23 protein-coding genes are annotated in these 22,175 nt (G+C 44.7%); 1 reads left to right on the top strand and 22 read right to left on the bottom strand.

Annotated features, from left to right (window positions below; translation table 11 throughout):
- Nucleotides 1-57 precede the first annotated feature (57 nt).
- From CHL1_RS03730 to CHL1_RS03650, 17 genes are all read right to left on the bottom strand, one after another.
- Complete coding sequence (locus CHL1_RS03730; RefSeq protein WP_070370015.1) at nt 58-810, bottom strand: ABC transporter ATP-binding protein; 753 nt, start codon at nt 808-810, stop codon at nt 58-60.
- Nucleotides 791-1,765, bottom strand: coding sequence for an ABC transporter substrate-binding protein (locus CHL1_RS03725; RefSeq protein WP_250934661.1), 975 nt, complete (start codon nt 1,763-1,765; stop codon nt 791-793). The genes CHL1_RS03730 and CHL1_RS03725 overlap by 20 nt, the downstream gene beginning before the upstream one ends.
- Nucleotides 1,762-2,337 carry an ABC transporter permease gene (locus CHL1_RS03720; protein WP_250934659.1) on the bottom strand — a complete coding sequence of 192 codons (576 nt, stop codon included), beginning with the start codon at nt 2,335-2,337 and terminating at the stop codon, nt 1,762-1,764. The genes CHL1_RS03725 and CHL1_RS03720 overlap by 4 nt, the downstream gene beginning before the upstream one ends.
- A complete protein-coding gene (locus CHL1_RS03715) occupies nt 2,334-2,534 on the bottom strand; it encodes a hypothetical protein (protein WP_250934657.1) in 201 nt (66 codons plus the stop codon). Before CHL1_RS03715 ends, CHL1_RS03720 begins: the two co-directional genes overlap by 4 nt.
- Nucleotides 2,509-2,796: a thiamine-binding protein gene (locus tag CHL1_RS03710; protein ID WP_070370012.1), complete on the bottom strand. Its 288-nt coding sequence runs from the start codon at nt 2,794-2,796 to the stop codon at nt 2,509-2,511. The genes CHL1_RS03715 and CHL1_RS03710 overlap by 26 nt, the downstream gene beginning before the upstream one ends.
- Before the next feature lie 137 nt (nt 2,797-2,933).
- On the bottom strand, nt 2,934-4,325 hold the full coding sequence (locus tag CHL1_RS03705) for a sigma-54 interaction domain-containing protein (RefSeq protein ID WP_250934655.1): 1,392 nt from the start codon (nt 4,323-4,325) through the stop codon (nt 2,934-2,936).
- Between the two features lie 134 nt (nt 4,326-4,459).
- Nucleotides 4,460-5,956: a metallophosphoesterase gene (locus CHL1_RS03700; RefSeq protein ID WP_250934653.1), complete on the bottom strand. Its 1,497-nt coding sequence runs from the start codon at nt 5,954-5,956 to the stop codon at nt 4,460-4,462.
- Nucleotides 5,957-5,965: 9 nt separating this feature from the next.
- Nucleotides 5,966-6,796 (bottom strand): AmmeMemoRadiSam system radical SAM enzyme, encoded by an 831-nt coding sequence (amrS, locus tag CHL1_RS03695; RefSeq protein WP_338078281.1) that lies wholly within the window; start codon nt 6,794-6,796, stop codon nt 5,966-5,968.
- A gap of 316 nt (nt 6,797-7,112) precedes the next feature.
- Entirely contained in the window at nt 7,113-7,625 is a 513-nt protein-coding gene (locus tag CHL1_RS03690; RefSeq protein ID WP_250934652.1) for a transcription repressor NadR, read from the bottom strand.
- A 111-nt stretch (nt 7,626-7,736) separates the two neighbouring features.
- Complete coding sequence (gene nadC, locus CHL1_RS03685) at nt 7,737-8,588, bottom strand: carboxylating nicotinate-nucleotide diphosphorylase (protein WP_476723733.1); 852 nt, start codon at nt 8,586-8,588, stop codon at nt 7,737-7,739.
- 1 nt (nt 8,589) lies between these two features.
- Nucleotides 8,590-9,891, bottom strand: a complete 1,302-nt coding sequence (locus CHL1_RS03680; protein WP_250934648.1) for an L-aspartate oxidase — start codon at nt 9,889-9,891, stop codon at nt 8,590-8,592.
- Nucleotides 9,892-9,903: 12 nt separating this feature from the next.
- Entirely contained in the window at nt 9,904-10,812 is a 909-nt protein-coding gene (nadA, locus tag CHL1_RS03675; RefSeq protein ID WP_250934646.1) for a quinolinate synthase NadA, read from the bottom strand.
- Nucleotides 10,813-10,921: 109 nt separating this feature from the next.
- Nucleotides 10,922-11,899, bottom strand: coding sequence for a CHAD domain-containing protein (locus CHL1_RS03670; RefSeq protein WP_250934644.1), 978 nt, complete (start codon nt 11,897-11,899; stop codon nt 10,922-10,924).
- A gap of 154 nt (nt 11,900-12,053) precedes the next feature.
- Nucleotides 12,054-13,127: a sulfate/molybdate ABC transporter ATP-binding protein gene (locus CHL1_RS03665; protein WP_250934642.1), complete on the bottom strand. Its 1,074-nt coding sequence runs from the start codon at nt 13,125-13,127 to the stop codon at nt 12,054-12,056.
- 3 nt (nt 13,128-13,130) lie between these two features.
- Nucleotides 13,131-13,814: a molybdate ABC transporter permease subunit gene (modB, locus tag CHL1_RS03660; protein WP_070370003.1), complete on the bottom strand. Its 684-nt coding sequence runs from the start codon at nt 13,812-13,814 to the stop codon at nt 13,131-13,133.
- A gap of 93 nt (nt 13,815-13,907) precedes the next feature.
- Entirely contained in the window at nt 13,908-14,555 is a 648-nt protein-coding gene (gene modA, locus CHL1_RS03655) for a molybdate ABC transporter substrate-binding protein (RefSeq protein ID WP_250934641.1), read from the bottom strand.
- Between the two features lie 8 nt (nt 14,556-14,563).
- On the bottom strand, nt 14,564-14,701 hold the full coding sequence (locus CHL1_RS03650; RefSeq protein ID WP_250934640.1) for a hypothetical protein: 138 nt from the start codon (nt 14,699-14,701) through the stop codon (nt 14,564-14,566).
- A gap of 312 nt (nt 14,702-15,013) precedes the next feature.
- Here CHL1_RS03650 and CHL1_RS03645 point away from each other — a divergent pair, with 312 nt between their 5' ends.
- Nucleotides 15,014-15,535, top strand: coding sequence for a helix-turn-helix domain-containing protein (locus CHL1_RS03645; protein ID WP_070370001.1), 522 nt, complete (start codon nt 15,014-15,016; stop codon nt 15,533-15,535).
- A 72-nt stretch (nt 15,536-15,607) separates the two neighbouring features.
- Here the strand turns inward: CHL1_RS03645 and CHL1_RS03640 are convergent, their stop codons facing one another.
- From CHL1_RS03640 to CHL1_RS03620, 5 genes are all read right to left on the bottom strand, one after another.
- Nucleotides 15,608-15,817: a hypothetical protein gene (locus CHL1_RS03640; RefSeq protein ID WP_250934639.1), complete on the bottom strand. Its 210-nt coding sequence runs from the start codon at nt 15,815-15,817 to the stop codon at nt 15,608-15,610.
- 194 nt (nt 15,818-16,011) lie between these two features.
- Nucleotides 16,012-16,524 carry a 1-deoxy-D-xylulose-5-phosphate synthase gene (locus tag CHL1_RS03635; RefSeq protein ID WP_250934638.1) on the bottom strand — a complete coding sequence of 171 codons (513 nt, stop codon included), beginning with the start codon at nt 16,522-16,524 and terminating at the stop codon, nt 16,012-16,014.
- A 2-nt stretch (nt 16,525-16,526) separates the two neighbouring features.
- Nucleotides 16,527-17,510, bottom strand: coding sequence for a 1-deoxy-D-xylulose-5-phosphate synthase N-terminal domain-containing protein (locus CHL1_RS03630; protein ID WP_250934637.1), 984 nt, complete (start codon nt 17,508-17,510; stop codon nt 16,527-16,529).
- A 119-nt stretch (nt 17,511-17,629) separates the two neighbouring features.
- Nucleotides 17,630-20,389, bottom strand: a complete 2,760-nt coding sequence (locus tag CHL1_RS03625) for a bifunctional diguanylate cyclase/phosphodiesterase (protein ID WP_250934636.1) — start codon at nt 20,387-20,389, stop codon at nt 17,630-17,632.
- A gap of 145 nt (nt 20,390-20,534) precedes the next feature.
- Nucleotides 20,535-21,965, bottom strand: coding sequence for an APC family permease (locus tag CHL1_RS03620; RefSeq protein WP_250934635.1), 1,431 nt, complete (start codon nt 21,963-21,965; stop codon nt 20,535-20,537).
- Nucleotides 21,966-22,175 lie beyond the last annotated feature (210 nt).

The raw sequence follows: 22,175 nt of genomic DNA, 5'->3' as shown, positions 1-22,175 counted from the left end.
TGCTTCTATTCACAATAATTATCCGGTTTTCAGGGCGAGCATTGCTCGCCTGGAGATTTACAGACATTTTAGAATGTCACTACGCAGCTGACGCAATGCTTCTGCGGTCATCATTTCCTCAGGACTGGCGTGTTTAATCGGCACCACCATTTCGCTAACGATCTGGGCCGGTGATCCGTTAATGATGTAGATCCGGTCTGATAAGAAAATGGCCTCATCAATATCGTGGGTAATAAACAAGACCGACCCTTTAATTTTATTGAGTATCTCAAGCAGATACGCCTGCATCTTCATCCGGGTAATGGCATCCAGTCCGCCAAAGGGTTCGTCCAGCAGCATGATCTCCTGTGAAAACATGGTGGTTCGCAACAGTGACACCCGCTGTTTCATCCCACCGGATAATTGGATGGGATATTTTTTCCCATCGTCTGCCAGTTGAAAAATCGACAACATCGCTTTGACCGTCTCCCGGGCTTCCTTTTTCGGAATGCCCCGAATTTCAAGTGGTAAAATGGCATTGTCAATGACGTTGCGCCAGGGCAGCAGCAGATCCTTCTGATACATATAGCTGACCTTTCCGGTTTCCCCGGTTACCTCCTTCTCATTTACAAAAACCTGGCCATCTTCCGGGGGCAACAGTCCGGCAATCACATTAAAGAGCGTGCTTTTACCGCAGCCACTGGGGCCCAGAATCGAGACAAACTCACCCTGATTCAGATGAATATTAATGTTCTGTATAATATTTTTATGATTATACTCTTTGGTAACCCCCAAAACCTTGAGTACACATTTATTCTGGCAGGTATTCATTGGTAAAGGCCTCGTCGGCATTTAACTGGTTCTCCAGCAAGCCCTGGTTATACATCCAGTTGCCATAGTTTTCCCAGATATCTAAACGCATCAAACCCCATTTTTCGGCATCGCTCTGATATTCAGCGGCCAGATATTTTTGCGAGGCCACCGCCAGGTCGCGGTCAATTTCGGGGTTGTCAACCAGTAACAGATCCGCAGCGGCTTCCGGGTTTTCTATGGCGTACTGATAGCCTTTGGTGACAGCCCGCAGAAATTTTTTAGCCGTTTCCGGATGCTTGGCCAGATAGTCTTCGTTGGCAATAATGACTGGGGTATAGTAATCCAGGTTCTTATCGACATCCTGAAGTTTAATAAAATTGAGCGGTTCGTTTTTAAGCTCGGCAGCAACTCCATCCCAGCCATAAAAGATCCAGGTGAAATCGACATGATCTTTAACAGCGGTAAAATAATCCATCGCTCCCACATCGACGATTTCCAGCTTGCTAAAATCAGCCTTTGCCCCTTCCATCAGGGCTTTTAAGGTGGCAACTTCCATAGGCGAACCCCAGCCGCCGTATTTTTTCCCTTCAAAATCTTTGGGACTGACAATGTTGCGATCCACTGGCGAAGCAAAGCCCGATGTGTTATGCTGGATAATCGCAGCAATGGCCTTAATCGGCAGGGGATTTGCAGCGGTTCTGGCGTAGGTCACCTGTTCCTGATAGCTGACTCCGAACTCTCCCTGACCGGCCGCAATCAGATCCGCTGAGCCGCCTTCGCTGGGTTGAATAATCTCCACCTGAAGCCCTTCGGCCTCAAAATAGCCAAGCTCCTTTGCCGCATAAAGACCGGTGTGATTGGTATTGGGAACCCAATCCAGAACCACCGTTATTTTCTCGCTTTCTTTTGTTGTACACCCGGTTAATGCAATCAGTAGAATTCCCAGTGTTAATAAGATGATTTTCTTTTTCATTCCTCTTCCTCCTTTAATTTTTCCCAGGGCATCATGACCCTCTGAATCCCGGCAATGCCGTAAAAAAGTCCAATTGATAAAACCACAATCACCAGAATCGAGGCAAAAACCAGATCCAACGCAAAGGCATGGCGGGCTCTTAACATGTAAACGCCCAGTCCGGCCTTGCCACCCAGCCATTCCCCGATAACTGCCCCCATAATACTATAGGTAGCCGCAATTTTAAGGCCCGAAAAAAAATAGGGCAGGGCACTGGGAAACTTGATTTTTGTAAAGATCTGACGCTTCTTTGCACCCATCGATCGCACCAGATTAATCAGTTCCCCATCAACACTCTGAAGCCCTTCAATCAGACTGACCGTGATGGGAAAAAAACAAACCAGCACCACCACAAAAATTTTGGGGGCAATCCCAAAACCAAACCACATCGCCAGCAGGGGTGCGATAACAATAATCGGCACGGTTTGCGACATCACCAGTACCGGGTAAATGGCTTTTTTCACCACTGGAAACAAATCCATCACAATTGCCATAATCAGTGATAAACATACGGCTACCAGCAGTCCTGTCATTCCTTCAAAAAAGTTGTTCCGGCGTGCATCATCAAATCCGAACCATTGGCAATCAGCGCCGCGATGATGTCAGTGGGCGATGGCAAAACGTATCGCTCCACAACCCCCAGGTTAACAGCGGCCTCCCAGAGAATCAGAATGGTCAGCAGAAATACGATCGGAATCAGCTTGTCACTGGTATTTTGATACTTTCTCATCAATTGTGACGCCTTCTTCCTTGTAATCAATTTTTACGATTGAAACCACCCGCTCGGCTCCATGCTCTGTGCAGATGGATTGGGCCCGTTTAACAATGTCCAGCAGTTCATCCAGTTCGCCTTCGATGGATGTCTCAAAAGGACCCACCACATATTTGAGGCCCGTCTGATGGATCATCTCAATAACCTGATCGACTACATAGTATATTTCTCTGTCCGGTACTACCGGTAAAACCTGCAAGCTTAGATTTACTTTTGCCAAAACGCTCACCTCCCTATTCTTTTCATTTTTCCTATTCTTTCCAAAACTAATTGTAGCATGTTTCATGCCAAAAAAAGACCCTTCGAAAAAAGTTTTAAAATTTTCTTCAAAGGGCTGCTTTTTACGTTTCGCTTCATTTATAAACTGGTCACGTGAATATCATAGGCTTTTATTTTCCGATAGATGGTCGCCCGACTGATGCAAAGATCTTCTGCGGCCTTTACCGCATTGCCCTTATTGAGAAAAAGAGCCTGTTCGATGCTGTTTTTTTCCAAATCTCTCAAAGTTTCACCATCACTGTCACGGACTGGTAAAATGACATTCTGCTCTTTTGTCGGTGCCTCAATGCAATCAATAAAAACACCGGCTGACAAATAGTAGCCACGCTCCACCATATTTTTGAGTTCTCTGACATTGCCCTTCCATTCATTGGCCAGCAATTTTTCTTCGAATGCCTTGCTGAAGAATTTTTTGACGTCACTGTTTTCGCAATTGAGCTGCTCCAGAAAATATCGGCCCAGAACCAGTATATCTTCTGGTCGCCTTTTAAGCGGCAACAGCCGTAAATTGATGACATTGAGCCGAAAGTAGAGATCCTGACGAAAAGCCGATTTTGACATCTCATTGAGCAGATTGCGATTGGTGGCTGCAATAATCCGGACATCCAAGTCCCTGGCAAAACTGCCGCCAATCCGCATTACCTTGTTTTCATCCAACACCCGCAGCAGCTTGGGTTGCATTTCCAGGGGAATTTCGCCTATTTCATCAAGAAACAGGGTGCCGCCATTGGCCAACTCAAATTTTCCCGGCATGCCACCTTTGATGGCTCCGGTAAACGAGCCAGTTTCGTAACCAAAAAATTCACTCTCCACCAACTCTTTGGGAATGGCGGCGCAGTTGATGGCAATAAAGGGGCCGTTACGGCGCTGGCTGTCGTTATGAATGGACTGGGCAAACAGCTCCTTCCCGGTACCGCTTTCACCTTCAATCAGCACCGAACAATTTGTTTTGGCAATTCGCCGGGCGGTATTAATCAGCTCCAGCATCGTTTTATTCTTCGTAATGATCTTATCAAAGGTATAGTTGGCCCGAAAACCTGCCAGTTTATTGATTTCTTTGCGCACCTGTTTGGATTCCCGAATTACCAGCACTGCGCCCATAACCTTCTCATTAAAAACCACTGGGGTAATATCCAGAAAACAGTCAATTTGTTTTGACCCAATTGTGAGGGTGATATCCGAATACGAAAATTTTCGTTTATTAATCAGGATATTGCCAACTACATCGATCTCTTTTAAAACCACATTCATGTCCAGCTTTAAAACAGCGGCTTCATCCATTTGAAACAGCTCACAAATTTTATGATTAAATTTCTTTATCCGCAGTTCGGTATCAATGATCATCAGTCCGTTGAGAATGGAGTCCAAAGCCACATCCATCAGTTTATATGAATCGACAATCTCATTGCGCATGTCTTGAGTCATGACATCGCCGTTTTTTAATTTCTCCATCAGCGTCATTACTTCCATCTCTTTTACCTCCACAAGAATTGTCAGTTCGCCTCTTAAAATCCCGTGTCTGTCCGTAATCAAACCGGCTGATCGATGTTTCAAACCTTTGCTGCTCTTTTTTACTGTCGCTCATTGCTTTTGCTGGTCGTTGGTTATGCTTTTGTCTTAACCAGCAATTCACCGTTGTATGAGCCGGATGGGAGCAGTTCCGTCCGGCCGTTAAAAAGCTGCTGGGCCGCCACCGCATAAGACCGGGCGATACTGGCAAAGGAACCTTCTCTGATGGTCGGATTTATATTTCTGGTAACAATCGATAGGGTGCCATCGCTGTTTTTGAGAATTTCAAAGGTTCGAAAGTTTTGCGGAAAATCCCGGAGGGATGCTGTTTCAACCACCCAGAAGCCGTATTCCGGCTGGGCCGGATCCGGAGACTTTATCGGGGTTACGGTATTGCGATGCCGATGTCCGGCCACCCACAAAATCAGATTGGGATAAGACTGGAGTTTTTTTAGCAGCTCCTGTTCCGAAACTGGTGAAAGGGTACTCCATGACATAAACGGCCTGGTCAGTGGCTCCTGATATTCCACGCCAATGGGAATATGGGCGGCAATGATCATCAGCTGACCGGCTTGTTGTCCGGCTTCCAGCTCTTGCCCCAGCCAGTCAAAACGCTCCCGATCCAGGGAACCATGGGCATATCCCTTAACGTTGGGATCATCATCCCTTTGGGTATTATCGAGCACAATCACCTTGAAGGGAACCGCCGCCCGGGGTTCAAAGCTATAGCAGGCAAAACCATTTTGGCTATTTTCCAGACTAAAACCGTGTCCGATGGGCTGGGTTCCGGTAATAAAAAATTCCTTCATCCACTCCACCCGACCAAGAAACCGCCGATTGGGATCATCCGACACCGACAAAAGCGGTTTATCCGGCCAGCTGTGATCATGATTGCCAATAACCTGATACCAGGGAATCTGCGGATTTAGCCCCACAGCCACAAATTCGTCATAAAATGGCTTCCGGGGGCCGACCCGGGGATTGGGACTGACCCCAAAATCCAAATTTATTTCTTTGCCATCAAAAATGTCAATCGACCAGCGCAGCTCGTTGTACATGGCGTTGTTGGTGTTGTCGCCCATGGATAGACCAAAATCCAGAGGGTTTTGATGATGAATGGCGTTGATGGAATGAATGGCACCATCTAAAATATGGGTGGTATAATGCATCATCTCAGAATACACTGAGACAATGCCACCACCAAATTTTGAATAGATTCCGTGGGCCGGAAACTCCCCGTCAGTGATATGAATATCCGTGATGGCAAAAAAATGCAGCAGCTGTTGCGGCTCATTACCGGCTGGCAGCAAATAGCCCTCCGGCATCAGATCATCCCGTCTTTCTGGCTCCTTCGGATCCTCGGCAATCCATCCCCCATAGCCTTCCTGAGCCAAGCGGTTGATCTCACCCGCCTCAACCTGCGGGGCTGTGGCAACAACCGGATCAAGAAAAAAGGTATACACTGCTTTTTCTGAATGAAGCGCCGTTTCAGTATTGGTGACCGGAACAGTGGCTGGTCGAATCTGTTGTTCGATATCTTTTAATTGTTTTGCCAGGCGACTGTTTAGATTTTTTGAGCGTTTATGTCCCATTGTTCTGCCTCAACAATTCCCTACATAAACATTTTCCAGGGACTCTCTGGCAATATCAGCCAGGCGATAAACCTGATCCACGTCGGTGGCATTCCGATCGGTCATTTCATATCTGGGAAAAAAGCGGGACAGATGAAGGGGAATTGATTTTCCCACTGACGCCAGCCACTTAGATAAAGCCCTAATTTCTTCCTCACTGTCGTTTTCCCCTGGCACGATCAGGGTCGTTACTTCCACATGACAGGCCTCACTGGCAATCCGAATGGTCTGTTTGACGGTTTCCAGATCGCCGCTGATTTTTTGATAGAATTTCTGGTTAAATGCTTTTAGATCAATGTTCATTGCATCAATATCGGGCAGGATTTCCCGGACTGGCGCTTCACAAAAACAACCATTGGTGACCAGCACATTTTTTAAGCCATTCTTTTTTATCAGCTTGGCACAATCTCTGACAAATTCATACCCCACCAGCGGTTCGTTATAGGTATAGGCCAAGCCGATATTCCCCTCGCCTACCAGTCTTCGGGCATTGCCGACCAGATCCTCAGGCGTCATCCGCCGACCATGGGCTTCTTCACTGCCAGCCATGGAAATTTCGTAGTTTTGACAAAACGGACATCTTAAATTACAGCCAAAACTTCCGACTGACAAAATTCGGGAGCCGGGAAAAAAATGGCGCAACGGTTTCTTTTCGATGGGATCCAATGCGATGGCTGTAACCACCCCATAATTCAAATCGCTTATCACATCTGACCGGTTAACCCGGGCCCGACAAAATCCAATCTCTCCCGTATCCAATCTGCAATGATGCGGACAGAGCTGACACGCTATTTTACTCACTGTTTTTCCACCCTTCGTTGATATCTAGTTAAAATAATCCCAATTCATTTTTGTGAAATGAATGAGGTTCTCAAATAACTACCGTACCGACCAATTGTTAATTTGTTGTCTGCCGCAAGCTCGGACAGGCTATCGCCATGTCCGCCTTGATGCAGACAACATGATATAACAATTGTCGATACTGGGTTATCTTCTTTGACAGTCTGCTTCATTTTTGTGAAATGAACTTTCCGGTGCAAATAAAAAAGGAAAACCTCCTGATGTCTTCCTTCTTTTGTATGCTATTTAGTTCATACCCCAATATTTATTTTTAAAATCACCCGACGCTGATTAAATAGCCTTTTTCCGTTAAACTTTTTTCGACCGCCGCAAGAATGCTGTCAGATACTGCCTCCACGGTATGATAATGGACCGTGTCGGTAAGCTTCATCAGGGGGGCTGGTTTTTTTTCTTTTAGTCCGGCAACAAAGGCATCCACATCGGCCCGGGTGGCCAGAAACAAATCAACCTGGATTTTTCCATAAATATCGTGCAGAACATAGACGTCTCTGACAAAACCACCGGCATCAACAATGGTATAAAGCTCATCGCCAATTTCTTCATGATTGTGGGACACCTTGAAGATCTTTTCCCGGGGCGGTGGATCAACGATAATATAGCCTTTGTTGGTGGAAATGATGTTGAAACGGGCCGCTTTCAGGAGCGCAATATCCTGAACGATGCTTTGCCGGCTGACCTGAAAAATTTCTGACAGGGCGGCACCTGAAACCGGTTCCCGGGATGACCGGAGGGTCTTAACAATGTCTGCCTGTCGCTGTTGTTTCTTCATGGTTTTCACTCCTGGTATTTATGATTCAAATCAGATTTTAAGTTAAACTCGCCGTTTGTAAATTGAGTCGGGTGCTGTCTCAATTATAATAAGTGAACAATGCTGGCGACGTCAATTTCTATTTGTCATCAACGAATCCGATAGAATTGTCAGATTTTTCATCGATAAATCAAGAATTGGCGAGGAATGGGTCAGGGCACCGCAGGAAATAAAGTCCACTCCGATTTGACCAAGCTCTTTTAACCGGCCTTCTGTCACATTGCCGGAGCATTCGCTGATGGCCCGACCATCGATAATTTTAATAGCGTCTTTCATGGTGTCTCCATCCATATTGTCCAGCATGATAATATCGGCCCCGGCCTCCAACGCTTCACGAAGCATTTCCAGATTTTCAACTTCAACCTCGATCTTTCGAACAAAGGAAGCATAGTTCCTGGCCGCCGCAATGGCTTCTTTGACACCACCGGCTGCATTGATGTGATTGTCTTTAAGCAATATTCCATCGGATAGATTGGTACGGTGGTTCAATCCGCCACCAACGGTTACGGCATATTTTTCAAAAATCCGCATGTTGGGGGTTGTTTTACGGGTGTCCAGCAACCGGGTTTTGGTGCCAGCCAAACAGCTCACCAGTTTTCGGGTGTGTGTGGCGATACCACTCATCCGCTGCAGATAGTTAAGCGCGGTCCGCTCCCCGGAGAGGAGGGTTCGGGCCTCTGCAAAAACAATCGCCAGCAGCTCGCCAGGGGTGACGGTATCCCCATCACTGACAAAGGTTTCTATCGTAGCACTGGGCTCCAGTAGTTCAAATACCCGACGATAAACGTCCAAACCGGCAATAATCCCAGTCTCTTTGGCAACCAGTTCAACCCGGGCTTTGATACCGGCGGCAATGACCGCATTGGTGGTGATGTCCTCGTTGGGGATGTCCTCCTGCAAGGCCTGTAAAAGCAGCGGATCCATATTAAGCTTTAGCAATTCGTTCAATCACTTTACTCCTTTCGATTTCGTCCAGAATGATGGTTTTATAGGCCAGGCGCAACTGTTCCAAATTTTTATAATCCGTCAGATCAAGAATGGGATGGCTGCCCTCACTTGCAACCTGATAATTGGCAGTGGTGTCCCGGGCTGCTCGTTTGGCAAAGACCAGGCTTTCCAGCAGTGAATTACTGGCCAGCCGGTTGGCACCGTGAACCCGATTACAGCTGATTTCACCAACAGCATACAGATGGCCCATGGAGGTTCGACTGTTGAGGTCGACCTTGATTCCACCCATAAAATAATGTTGGGCCGGTGTAACCGGAATACACTCCCGGGTGATATCGTAGCCTTCTTCCAGACAATGCTTAAAGATATTGGGAAAGCGATGGGTAATCACCTCCCGGCCCATGTCCTGCATTGACAACCAGACAAAATCACTTTCTTCCTGCTCCATTTGCTCATGGATCGCCTTGGTCAACAAATCCCGGGGTAACAACTCATCCACAAAACGCTGCATTTTGCGGTTATACAGCACCGCCCCTTCACCCCGAACCGATTCAGAAATTAAAAACCGACGGCCGGGTTTCCTGGAATATAAGGTAGTTGGATGAATTTGAATATAGCTGATATTTTCCAACTCAATCTGACGTTTTAAGGCAATGGCAATGGCATCCCCGGTGAGGTGGGCCAAGTTGGTGGAGCTGTGAAACAGCCCTCCCAGTCCCCCGGTAGCCAGCACCACATAGTCAGAACGATACAGATGAATGCCGCCATCCCGATCACAGGCTACCACACCGGAGCATTGGTTCTCCTGACAGATCAGATCCACCATCGCCATGTTTTCAACGATGGTAATATTGGGTCGCTTTTTGACCTGGGCCAGCAATTTACTGGTAATTTCGGCTCCGGTCAGATCTTCATGATAAAGAATCCGGGCCCGGGAATGGGCTCCTTCTCTGGTATAAACCAGCTCGCCATCTTTTGTTTCAAACTCAACCCCCTGATCAATCAGATCCGAGATTATTTCCGGGGAACTGCGAATCATCACATCAACCGAGGCCGGATCATTTTCATAATGCCCAGCTTTCATGGTATCTTCAAAAAAACTGCTGTAATCGTCGGCACCCCGCAGTACACAGATCCCGCCTTGGGCCAGATAAGAATCACTTTCATCGGCAGCTGCTTTGGTGAGCATCAATACATTTTTTGTTTCGGGAATATTTAAGGCATAGAATAAACCCGATACGCCAGTTCCTACAACAATAATATCTGTTTTCCCGTTCATTGCCGGTGCCCCTCATTTGGCGAGTTCCAGCATTTTTTCCAACGCCAAAACGGCCCGGTTTCGGGTCTCCTCATCGACTTCCATCGGATTGATGCCGTTTTCCAGTGCATAAACAACTTTCGCCAGGGTGATCTTTTTCATGTTGGGACAGATCTGGTTTCGATTGATGGTATAGAATTTTTTGTTGGGATTGTTTTTTCTGAGCTGATGCAAAATGCCGATTTCAGTGCCGATAATAAATTCATCGGCATCACTGGCCGTGGCGTAATCAATGATCCCAGCAGTACTCCCAACATAGTCGGCAGCATCAATTACCGTCATCGTACATTCGGGATGCACCAGCACCCTGGCATTGGGGTGGGCAGCTTTTGCCGCTTCTACCTCGTCAATCATGATTTCGTCGTGGACATGACAATAGCCATCATTGAATATGAAATTTTTTTCCGGCACCTGGCTGGCAATATACTGGCCGAGGTTTTGATCCGGTACAAAATAAATATTTTTCTGGGGCAGGGCCCTGACAATTTTTAAGGCGTTGGAGGAGGTCACACAAACATCCACCGCTTTTTTGATTTCAGCGGTTGAATTGATATAGCAGACCACCGCCAGATCCTCATAGTTTTGCCTAACCTCCGCAATTTTCTCAAGGGATGCCATGTGAGCCATCGGACAGTCCGCAAGGGCTTCCGGCATGATCACGGTTTTTTCGGGGCTTAGAATCTTTGCACTTTCGCCCATAAAGGTTACCCCGCAAAAGACAATCACCTTTTGAGGCAGCTCAACGGCAATTTTACTGAGATAATAGGAATCACCAATATAATCCGCAATTTCCTGGATTTCATCATTAACATAGTAATGAGCCAGAATCACGGCATCTTTTTCTTTTTTGAGTTTTTCTATTTTTAACAAGCGCTCTTCCACTTTTTATGCCTCCACCTTTTAATCGGATTTTTATGATTAAAAGTATAGCACGTATCTTTACAGCTGACAAGTTGGCTGTAAAGTTTATTTAAGATATTTACGTTTATCTCTAAACTACCGTACCGACCAATTCACTAAGCTTTTTTATCTTGCGATTACCCGACATCATCTGCCAGCCAATGATGATACCCGCCTGATAATGAAGTTGATTATCATCACTAGCCAATACCAGCTGTTCGAGCAAGAGTTGGTTGGCGAAGACATCATGATAATAGCCCAGATCATCCTGCATTTTTTCAAAAGCGTTCATCGATTTACGCGTTTTTTGATCAAGAATCGAAGACAGCTGTTCAATGACATAGCGGAGTTTTTTACTCTTGATACGCACCCGATGAATGGCCTGCTGATCGTTTATCTCCAACGTTTTCATGCTCCGCCTGATTTTTTTGTGCCAGTTAGCAATCTGCTTTTCGGAATAGTTTTTGATCGAACCTCGCGAGTCCGGAGCCGTTTCATCCCAGGGCTCATTGAATTTCCAGATCCAGATGTCCAGTAATTTCAGCGCAAAGTCATCGGTTTTAAGTTCTGCCAGTAAATAATCAAAGGCTGCTTCCCGTTTTTCTAGAAGGAAACTTTTTATTTTTCCAAAACAATTGATCTTAAGCGTATTTTCTTTTTCGATTACGTCAATCCCTTCCAGCAACACATCCAGTTGTCTTACTTCACCGAATTGTCCAGCCAGTTCCCTGAGCGCATCCTGTTGCCGTTGATAGTTTTCGGCCTTGAATATCGGCGCAAAAAAAGCCAGAATAGCCCGAAACCTGCGAATCCGGACCCGCACCTGATGAACTCCCTCGGGATCGCTGGGATTTTTTAAGAAATAATCATATGCATTGATGATTTCGTCAAATCCACTGTTCATAATAATCTCCGCTGCTGGAACCAGCTTCTTTTTGGCTTTGATATCCAGGCTTGATTGACCTACTACCCTTACTGATTTAATCGGTGGTATCTGGGGCAACCGTAAGCCTTTATCATAACGTCCCTGATTTTCGTGCAATAACTGTGACAGTTTCTCCATCATCATTATATTTTCCTGCCTTTCGAACTTCTTTAACATTCGTTATATACCCACTGTTTTTCTAAAGCACTGCTTTGATCACTCATTTTTGCAAACAAAAAAGGAAATCAACAAAAGCTGATTTCCTTTTTTGTCACAATGAGACCGTTTCCGGCTGGTTTTATTCGATCACAAAAAACACCGATTCCGGGTTGATCTCGATCTCGTGTGGTTGCGATCGATCAAATAAACGATCCCGCTCGTCTCTGCTGATCTCCGCCTGAAGATGATAATCATCCAGGCTTTTAGCCGGGGAACCAATTTTCAGATAAAGCGAGGTTCGAAATGGGCCATCACTCTCATCGGCGATGTACACCTTGAAGCGATTGATCCCGGAATATTCCGGATTATTGATAAACTTGACCTGATTTGCCCGAACTCCCATATACCCGGATTCCGCTACAATTTTCATGGTGGTTTGCATCGTTACACCCCATTTTGGAATATCCAACAGGTAATCAGAGCAGCGGCGAGCCTTGATTAGATTTTTGCAGCCGGTAATTTTAGCCGTTTCCAACGAGGCCGGATGCTTGAAAATCACGTCTTTGTGTCCCAATACTTCCAGCTTCCCGGTATTAAAGATGGCGATATGGTCAGCCAGCCGGTAGGCTTCCTCGCGGTTGTGGGTGACAAACAGGGTTAATCCCGTAAATTCTTTCAGTGATTCGACCATTTCTTTCATCATGTGATTTCTAAGATGGACATCGAGTGCTGAAAAAGGTTCATCCAGCAAAAGAATATCCGGTTCAACTGCCACTGCTCTGGCCAGCGCTACCCGCTGCTGCTGCCCCCCGGATATTTGAGTCGGGTAGCGATTACCAATATCACCCAAATGATACTTTTCCATTAACGCATCGACACGTCGTTTTTTTTCATTTTTCGGCAAATGATCCAAGCCAAAGGCAATATTCTGAACCACCGTCATGTTGGGAAAGAGGGCATAATTCTGAAAGAGAAACCCCACCTTTCTTGCTCCCATCGATAAATTGATTTTTTTTTGCGAATCAAAAAAGGTTTTTCCATTAATGATAATCTGGCCTTGATCGGGTTTCACCAATCCAGCGATACACCGCAAAAGCATGCTTTTACCAGACCCGGAGGCACCTAGAATACCGATGATCTCTTCCTCCGTTTGGAGTTTTACTGCCAGCTGAAAATCGTATAAATTCTTTTTTATGTCAATCATAAACGCCATCGATTAACCTCCAAAGCCCCGTTGCTGTTTCTTTTTGCGACTCTCCCAATAATTATTGATCACCAGCACCGTTAACGAAATGGCAAAGATAATCAGCACCCAGATCAACGCTACCTGCATCTCGCCACCTTGGGTGGCAAAATAAATGGCAATGGGAATGGTTTCCGTTTTTCCGGGAATACTGCCAGCCACCATCAGGGTTGCTCCAAATTCGCCGAGACAGCGGGCAAAGGTCAGGGCGGTCGCTGCGGCGATTCCCGGCCGGGCTACCGGGACGGCGACCCGCCAGAATACCTTGACTTCTGAGGCGCCCAGGGTTCTGGCGGCACTGAGAATATTGGGATCAATCTGTTCAAAGGCACCCATGGTGGTTTTATACATCAATGGAAATGCGACCACCACTGCCGCAATTACGGCAGCATACCAGGAAAAAATAATGTTGACTCCAAATATTTCTAAGAAATTGCCAATTGGTCCATTCTTGCCAATTAACAGTAAAATCCCAAACCCGGCGACAGTTGGCGGTAAAACCAACGGAAGGGTTAAAATGCCATCGATCAGGCCCTTCCAGCGACCATTATAATTGGTCATCAGCCAGGCAATCACCAGCCCCAGAAAAAAGACAATGGCCGTGGCGGTCAAGGTAACCTTGATTGAAATCCATGCTGGCGAAAAATCGAACCCCATTCTAACTTCTCCCTCTACTTCTTGCTGGCATCCACATAAAACTGTGCGATGATGCGGGCAAATGATCACTACTGATGGCTCTCACCAGTTTCTTTATAAAATCGTAAAACCGTATTTCTCAAATACTGCTTTTGCTGCATCGCTGCTTAAATAGGTTACAAATGCCACTGCCGCATCATTATTTTTACTGGCTTTTACAACGCCAGCCGGATAAATAATCGCTTTATGAGAATCAGCCGGAGCAGTGGCTGCGATCTTGACATTACTTGATGCCCGAGCATCGGTTGAATAGACAACACCGGCATCGACATTTGCTGTTTCGACCCAGGTTAGGACTTCTTTAACATCCTTCCCATAAATAATTTTACTCTGAATCTGTTCCATTATATTATAAAAATTAAATACGTCAACTGCATATTGACCAACTGGCACACTACTTGGTTCACCGATACCAATTTTTGTAATCGCTGGATCGACCAATTGATCAAAACTGGTGATGGTGGCGGTTGAGTCTTTTGGCACGACCAGAACAACTTCATTTCCCAATAGATTCTTGATCGTATCGTCATTCATCAATTGGGCATCTTTTAATGTTGTCATATCTTTAGCTGATGCGGACATAAAGACATCCACTTCTGCACCCTGCTGAATCTGCTGAGCCAGCGATCCCGACGAACCAAAATTAAGCGTCAAGGTGGTTTCCGGTGACTCTTCTAAATACAGACTCTGAATTTCGGTCATGGCCTCCTTTAAGCTGGCCGCCCAGAAATAGTCAGTGCTACCGGTTCTGATTTCTTTTCCTCCTTGGCTGCAGGCTGACAACCAGCCAGGGCAAAAATCAAAGACATGAAAACAACCAGAACAAGACCTCTTTTTAACAACTTCATCTCATTTCTCCTTTTCACTTTTTTCATTATGTTTTGTTATGTTTTGATGTTTTCCATTATACAAAACAGAATTGTCCGAGTCAAATGATTATTCTGTATTTTTCATGTACATTCACATCCTGTTTTTTCTTTAATTAACTGTAAATGGGCATTTTAATCCTTTAATATTCGCCCAGGATTGGTTATAATAGATGTAACCATGGAATTGTGAGGAACTTATTACTTCCTGGACTGGCTTAATTTCAAAATTTTCAGAAGTTTTTCCGAACTCACAATTAGTCAATCGATACATAACAAAAGGAGGCGATCATCGTGAATGACGAACTTTTATACACCCCAGAAGAAATCAGCCAAAAACTAAAGATTACCAAGAATACGGTTTACGAGATGGTCAAACGGGGGGATCTTGAAGCCCATCGCCTGGGCAAGCATCTGCGCATTTCCCAGTCCCAGTTCGATAATTATTTACTCAAATCAAAGGGTTCCGCCAATCAGTATCAGGGCACGGTGTTTATGGAAGGTGATGATCAATTCGTCAAAATTGATGATGTCAATATCCATGTTCACACCGATTTAACCGGAGCGGTTAAGCTTTCAATCCGACCGGAGGATATCATTCTCAGTCTTGAACCATTTACCAGCAGCGCCCGAAATATTTTTAAAGGGCAGGTGGTGGATCTGATTGATAATGCTGATGGCGTCAAAGTTATTTTAGACATCGGGATTCCAATCATGTCCCTGATTACCAGAAAATCGCTGGAAAACATGAAGATCAGCAAGGGCTGTGAGCTTTATGCAGTCTTTAAAACAATGTCGATTACTGTCTATAAATAGTTAATGCTGATCTGATAATAATTCTGGCATGCCCAGCAAATCATTGCAAAATAAAAACGGCTTACGCCGTTTTTATTTTTCCTTCGATATTTCTGCGATTTCAGCAGCGATCTGCGGTGGTAAAAATCCGCAATAGCCATCTAATGCCGCCAGATCGCCCTGTTCCATCAAGGGGTCTTCGATGGCTCGGATTCTTATCGTATCCGGCTTGCAACCATCGTGCTGGGCGATGGCCGCAGCCAGCTTTTCGCCGATTCCGCCGCTGCGGATGCCCTCTTCCAAAACATAAACAAGCCTCGGCTGACCAATCAGCGACAGGATTTTTTTGACTATTTAGCGGATAAACCTGAATCAGTTTGATTAGGCGAATCCGGTGGTTCGCTTTTAATAATTGGACTGCTTCATAGACATTTTTTGTGATACGGCCATAGGTGACCATCACAATTTCCGGATCTCCCTGGTTGCGCCCTGTGTCATCAAAGTCCTGATAACAAAACTCTGCCGCAAAGATTAAAACCGCTGCGATCGTATTGCTGCTGGGCGCCTTTGGGATAGCGGATGATCGCCAGCTTCGGCGCTTCAAAACAGGTCGCAAAACTCTGCTTCATTTCATCGTAGGTCTCCGGACTGTAGATTTCAATTCCCGGGATGGTAGACAGATAAGAACAATCATAAATTCCCTGATGGGTAATGCCATCGCCGGGTACCAGTCCACACCGATCCAGAGCCATGATCAGCGGCAACTTCTGAATGGCCGCATCATGAATCAGTTGATCATAGACTCGTTGGACAAAGGTTGAATAAATGGCGCATACTGGCGTTTTCCCATTGGCTGAGAGACCGGCAGCAAAGGTGACGGCGTGTTCTTCGGCAATCCCGACATCATAAAAACGCCGGGGATGGGTCAGGCTGAAATGATCCAGTCCGGTGCCCCCAGTCATCGCTGCGGTAATCGCACAAATAGAATCGTCCGCGTTGGTCGCCGCCACCATTATTTTTCCAAACTGAGCCGAAAAACTATCTTCAGATGCTTTTTTTCAATCCCCTTAACCTGGTCGAAGGGACCCGATGAGTGATACATTTCCGGATGTTCTTCGGCATGGACATAGCCCTTTCCCTTGACGGTATGAACATGAACCAGACAGCAGTTGGTTTTACTTTTGGCTTCGCTCAGTACCGATTCCAATTTTTTAAGATCACAACCATCAACCGGCCCCAAATAATCCAGACCCAGATGTTCAAAAAAATTCTCGGCAACCACCCGTTTTTTAATGTGTTTTTTTAGTTTACGGGTGCCTTCAATCAGACCATCGCCGATGGTGGGGATCTTGTGTAACAACGACTGTGTCTGGTGTTTTAAATTGAAATAATTCTGACTGTTTCTAATTTTTGATAAGTAATTCGAAAGTCCGCCGACATTTTCTGAAATTGACATCTCATTGTCGTTAAGAATTATAATCAGTCGCAGATTTTTTTTATTACAATTATTCAGCGCTTCATATATCATCCCATTGGTAAACGAGCCATCGCCGACAACCGCAATGACATAATTCTCCTTGCCATCCAGCTGATTGGCCATCGCCAGACCCAGGGCAGCTGAAATCGAGGTGCCACTGTGACCAGCGCCAAAAGCGTCTTTATCGCTTTCTTTGCGATTGGTAAAACCGGAAATCCCATTCCACTGCCGCAAGCTGCTAAAGACCTGCTGTCGACCGGTTAACAATTTATGGGTATAACACTGGTGCCCGACATCAAATACAATTTGATCTTCCGGGTTATTGAAAACCCGATGAATGGCCAATGTTGTTTCAACAATACCCAGATTGGAAGCCAGATGCCCACCATTTTTTGATACCGTTTCTAAAATTCGATTCCGTAACTCCCCGGCCAGATTTTTAAGCTCGGCATCAGACAGGCCGATTAAATCCTGGGGAGACAAAATATTTTCTAATAAAGTCAATTTGAATCCTTTCACCGTTTCTTCCCTTTCATCGATCATAAAAAGGAATCATCGTAATACTTGCCATTAATTAAGCATTTTTTTAAGGTCAACACCTTCGTTTTCAATCATACCACATTATGCGATACTTTTCTTTAATCCACTTGATTCTGCTCAGTGATCAAAATTTCAAAGTCCTTAACCGAAAGCGGCTTTGAAAAATAATACCCTTGTATTTCATGACAATTATTTTCTTTTAAAAACAAAAACTGTTCGTGCGTTTCAACGCCTTCGGCAATCACGTGAAGTTCCAATTGGGCAGCCAGGTTCAGAATTGTCTTGGCAATGCTGCCGCTATCATTTTCCGGATAATCTTTAATAAACTCCCGGTCAATTTTCAGTTTGTCAAAATTCAGATTTTGCAGATATTTTAGTGATGAATAGCCAGTGCCAAAGTCATCGATGGCAACCTTAACCCCCAATGCTTTGATCTGCTCCAACTGGCTGCCGGTTCCGACCATGTTTTCCACCAGAATTCCCTCGGTAATCTCAATTTCCAATAATTCTGCGGGCATTTGATATTTTTCCAGCAGTTCCTTGATGATTTTAGGCAGATCTGATTTTTTAAATTGAACTGGAGACAGGTTAACAGCCACTCCTAGAGGTTCATTGGTCAGCTGTTGCCATTTTTGGTTTTGCCGAATGGCTTCTTCCAAAACCCAATTTCCGATGGGAATGATTAAATTTGTCCGTTCGGCGACGGGTATAAAGTCCCCCGGGCTGACCTGGCCGAGATTTTTGTTATGCCACCGCAGCAATGCTTCACTGGCAATAATGGTTCTGCTGCCGACCTGAACCTGAGGTTGATAATTTAAACTGAGCTCATTGTTTTCCAGAGCACTTCGCAGCTCTGTTTCCAGTTTCAGATTATTGAGATAGTTTTCACGGATTTCTTTTTCATAGAAAACATAGGTATTATCGCCGGTTTGCAGCGCATAATTTTTGGCAATATTTGCGTATTCAATCAGTTTTTCAAGATCAGCGCTGTCATCCTGAAAAACGGCGATTCCTATTGACACATTTAAGTAAACCTTCTCGGTATCAATTTCGATCGGTTCTCTGATATAGGTTATCATTTTATTCATTAAATGTCCCATTTCCAGCTTATCATTGCTGTTGATACGGGCCATTATAAACTGGTCTTTGTGCAGAATTCCCAGTAGATCCGTAGCGCTCAAAAAAGTCTGAATCCGCCGGGAAACTTCATTGATTAAAATGGCACCTGATTTTTTTCCCAAATTATCATACAGCGTATTAAAATTTGTAACCTGAAGCACCACGACAGCCATCCGATCAATCTGCTTGATGTATTCCCGGACTTTCATTTCAAAAAGCACCTGGGTAGGTAACCCGGTGGCTTCGTCATAATGTTTAATTTTATTGATGGCCTCTTCGGTAATTCGGACACTGGTTAAATCTTCAAAAACTTCCAGAAAATTACTGAGAGTATTGCTTTTTCGATCAAACATTTTTGAGATCGAAATATATTTGGGATAAGTGGTGCCGTCTTTTCGTTGATCGGTAATTTCACCCTTCCAGTTTCCTTCTTCATTAACGGTCTCCCAGATTTTGCTGTAGATCTCCCGAAGCGTTTTAGCTGTTTTTAAATCAATGGGCTTTTTACCCAAGGCTTCACCTTCGGAATAGCCAGTGATGGTCGAAAATGCCTTATTAACATAAACAATCTGCATGTCGGCATCCATGATCATAATCCCTTCCTTGGCATTTTTAAAAATGCCATCGGTTATTTTTTCCCGGGATCTGGCTTCTTTCCTGATCAGCAACAACCATGAAACAATCACACTGATAATACATAAAACCAGAATCAACAAAACGGCAATGAGCACAATGGTTCGGTTATCCTCATTGGTGAAAACCCCCAGTACATCCAGGGGTACAGCCCCAACCAAGACCCAATGCAGGTTTTGATAGCCTTTTAAGGGATAGATCGGAGTGTAAAAATACAGGTCTCTGCCGTCATCATAATAACCGCTGCCTTTGTTTAGGATAGCCTGCCAGATTTCCGGATTTTCCTGGCTGAATGAGATCCTTTGCTGATCACCATACATAAAGGAAAAATCCTTGTCGCTGTTTTCACTAAGCAGATAGTAGCCTTCATTATTTAACAGCAGTATTTTCATGTCCATATTGCTTTTGGAATCATTTTCGATCTGATCCAGCATATTCTTAGCCAGATAGTTTAACACCAGAATTCCCTGACGTTCGTTTTTATCGTTGAACACCGGCAGCACCAGCCGCATCAGTGGCTTAAGTGGTGTTTCAACAACGCCACTTTTCATGCTTAAATCCATCGGTGAAATATAAATTTCGCCGGGATTAAGCTTGATCCCTTCCTGAAAATAGGTCTGATCGCCCTTATATTCCAGCTCACTGTCTGCCACTGCTGTGGTACCATTTTCGACCTCATTGACCCGAACTTTTTCGTAGCCATCGACACCGATAAACCGGATGGAATCATAGATTTTTTTGTTGGTCATCATATTGGAAAAGATCCGTTTCAATTCGTTCTGAACATTGGCATCCGTCATATTGCCCACATAAGCTCTGATCTCACTGGAATTTAAAATAATGTTTCCATCTGACTTGATATCTTCAAAAATTGAATTGACGTTGACGCCAACAATTTCGCTGTTATTTAACTGTCTGATTTTAATGATATTTTTACCATTTTCGATATTGATGTTGATAAAAATCCCGGCAAAAATGGTCACAATCAGAAGTCCCGGCACAAAGATCATCAGAAAATTCGTAAGCATTTGTTTTATTCGTTTATTCTTGGAATCCATCATGACTATCCTTTCGATTTTCGTGATAATCGTTTCTTTGCCATTCATTATACTAAACTCGCAGAAGTGTTGCAATCAAATACCCATCCACTTAAAATCAATTTATAACACAAAGACAAACCACCACCGGGCAAAGTAGACCAGTGGTGGTTTGTTTTGTTTTATAATATTTTGATACGCAATCGGTTTAACGTTAGACAATTGGTGAATCAATGATCACCGGCTTATTCTTTACCCCCGTATCGCCTACCGCTTGACATCTTAAATTCATTTCATGAACATCGGCCGTTTCGAATAGTGAGATTTTTTTAATCACTTTTACCCAGATCACTGCGTAGGCAATCAGGATTGCAAACAGACCGAAGAATATTTTATAGACCAGCAATCGGGTGTCACCTTCGGCAATATGCCAGATCATATAGATGTTACCAACAATACATAGCAGCTGGGGAATCCCAAAGAAGGTCAGCTTTTTATTACGGCCAGGCATATCCGGGTATTTTCTTCGCAGGACCAACACTGAAATATTGACCAGAATATAGGATGCCAACCAGAAACATGAGGCCGCCAATAAAATTGTGGCTAAACCGGAAGACTGGGTAAAGCCGGTAATTAGCATTGCCAGGTCACCGACAAAAATCAGTACCAGCCCGGCCACTGGGATTTGATGTTTATTCTTTTTGGCAAATACCTTCGGCATCATCTCATCCTGGGCCATTCCCGATAATATTTTACTGACACTGCCCAGAACTGTATTGGCGGTACTGATTCCAGCCAGCAAGGTCACAATCCCCATCCAGTAGACACCAAATTGACCCAATAGATTTTCTGCAAATAACATATGCGGCATTTCTGAGCTGGCCAGGGCTTCCAGGGTAACATAATGGGTCATCCCAATCCCAAGCATGGCCTGAACTCCAAACAGCAATAACAGACCAAGAATCATTGACAGGGTTACATCACGTTTGGGATTCTTTAAATCCTTGGCGATGGGAATAACAAATTCAATGCCAATGAATAACCAGAATGCCAAAGCGGCCAGCGATGCATAGCCGCTGATCCCGGTTACCGGCGCTGGTGTTTGCTGGGCGGCGGTAATTACGGTTCCCGTTCCCAGATTAAAAAAGCTGATAATCCCCAGGGCAATCAATGAACCGATCAGTAATACAACCACAACATTTTGAACCTTGGCAAAAATATCGACCCCATTATAATTGACCATAAATAAAATTGCCAATAACACCACGCTGAGGACCGGGGCTGGAATCATTGGTAGGAAAATCTGATTGATTACCATTCCACACATTGCCATTTCCACCGATGACGCCAAAATCATGGTAATCACATAGGCGGAAAGGTTTGAAATAATGGATGCCACCGGGCCGAGTCCCGCCAGCGTATATTGTCCAAGACCCCCTTCCACCTCTGGCATGATGGCATGAAGCTCACCAAATGTCAGCGACAGCATCACATTTAAAAAAAGTACAATTCCTAACGAGATGATAAACCCGGAACCTGCCAAACCCATTCCCTGACCAAGTAAAAGCAAACAACTGGTTGCTACAATCAGACCAACACAGACTGATACCGCAGAGCCTAATCCCAATTTTTTCTGATTTTCCATAATAATCTCCTTCTTAATTTTTTTTGACACCTTATTCGTCATTGAAAAAGTGTCCCGATGGTGTGTTTTTTAAAATAAAAAGATGCCCAAACATCCTTTTGGATATCTGAGCACCTTTGCCCCCATTATTATTCAACTAATACAATCCACAACACACAAAAAATTCCGAGTTATATTTTTCATTATTTCCTGAAAAAAAACGCCTACAAG

The sequence above is a fragment of the Acetobacterium wieringae genome (assembly GCF_023700225.1).
GTDB classification, from domain to species: Bacteria; Bacillota; Clostridia; order Eubacteriales; family Eubacteriaceae; genus Acetobacterium; species Acetobacterium wieringae.
The sequence above is the reverse complement of the archived record's forward strand: the minus strand, read 5'-3'. Positions and strand labels throughout refer to the sequence as shown.

Bases quoted from the DNA above. Each gene is read 5' to 3' on its own strand.
- CHL1_RS03720 (WP_250934659.1), bottom strand. From the start codon at position 2,337: ATGACAGGACTGCTGGTAGCCGTATGTTTATCACTGATTATGGCAATT.
- CHL1_RS03650 (WP_250934640.1), bottom strand. From the start codon at position 14,701: ATGAAGTTGTTAAAAAGAGGTCTTGTTCTGGTTGTTTTCATGTCTTTG.
- CHL1_RS03705 (WP_250934655.1), bottom strand. From the start codon at position 4,325: ATGGAAGTAATGACGCTGATGGAGAAATTAAAAAACGGCGATGTCATG.
- CHL1_RS03625 (WP_250934636.1), bottom strand. From the start codon at position 20,389: ATGAATGGCAAAGAAACGATTATCACGAAAATCGAAAGGATAGTCATG.
- modB (WP_070370003.1), bottom strand. From the start codon at position 13,814: ATGGGGTTCGATTTTTCGCCAGCATGGATTTCAATCAAGGTTACCTTG.
- CHL1_RS03680 (WP_250934648.1), bottom strand. From the start codon at position 9,891: ATGAACGGGAAAACAGATATTATTGTTGTAGGAACTGGCGTATCGGGT.
- CHL1_RS03665 (WP_250934642.1), bottom strand. From the start codon at position 13,127: ATGGCGTTTATGATTGACATAAAAAAGAATTTATACGATTTTCAGCTG.
- nadC (WP_476723733.1), bottom strand. From the start codon at position 8,588: ATGGATCCGCTGCTTTTACAGGCCTTGCAGGAGGACATCCCCAACGAG.
- CHL1_RS03670 (WP_250934644.1), bottom strand. From the start codon at position 11,899: ATGATGATGGAGAAACTGTCACAGTTATTGCACGAAAATCAGGGACGT.
- CHL1_RS03620 (WP_250934635.1), bottom strand. From the start codon at position 21,965: ATGGAAAATCAGAAAAAATTGGGATTAGGCTCTGCGGTATCAGTCTGT.
- CHL1_RS03730 (WP_070370015.1), bottom strand. From the start codon at position 810: ATGAATACCTGCCAGAATAAATGTGTACTCAAGGTTTTGGGGGTTACC.
- CHL1_RS03690 (WP_250934652.1), bottom strand. From the start codon at position 7,625: ATGAAGAAACAACAGCGACAGGCAGACATTGTTAAGACCCTCCGGTCA.
- modA (WP_250934641.1), bottom strand. From the start codon at position 14,555: ATGACCGAAATTCAGAGTCTGTATTTAGAAGAGTCACCGGAAACCACC.
- CHL1_RS03700 (WP_250934653.1), bottom strand. From the start codon at position 5,956: ATGGGACATAAACGCTCAAAAAATCTAAACAGTCGCCTGGCAAAACAA.
- CHL1_RS03715 (WP_250934657.1), bottom strand. From the start codon at position 2,534: ATGAGAAAGTATCAAAATACCAGTGACAAGCTGATTCCGATCGTATTT.
- CHL1_RS03725 (WP_250934661.1), bottom strand. From the start codon at position 1,765: ATGAAAAAGAAAATCATCTTATTAACACTGGGAATTCTACTGATTGCA.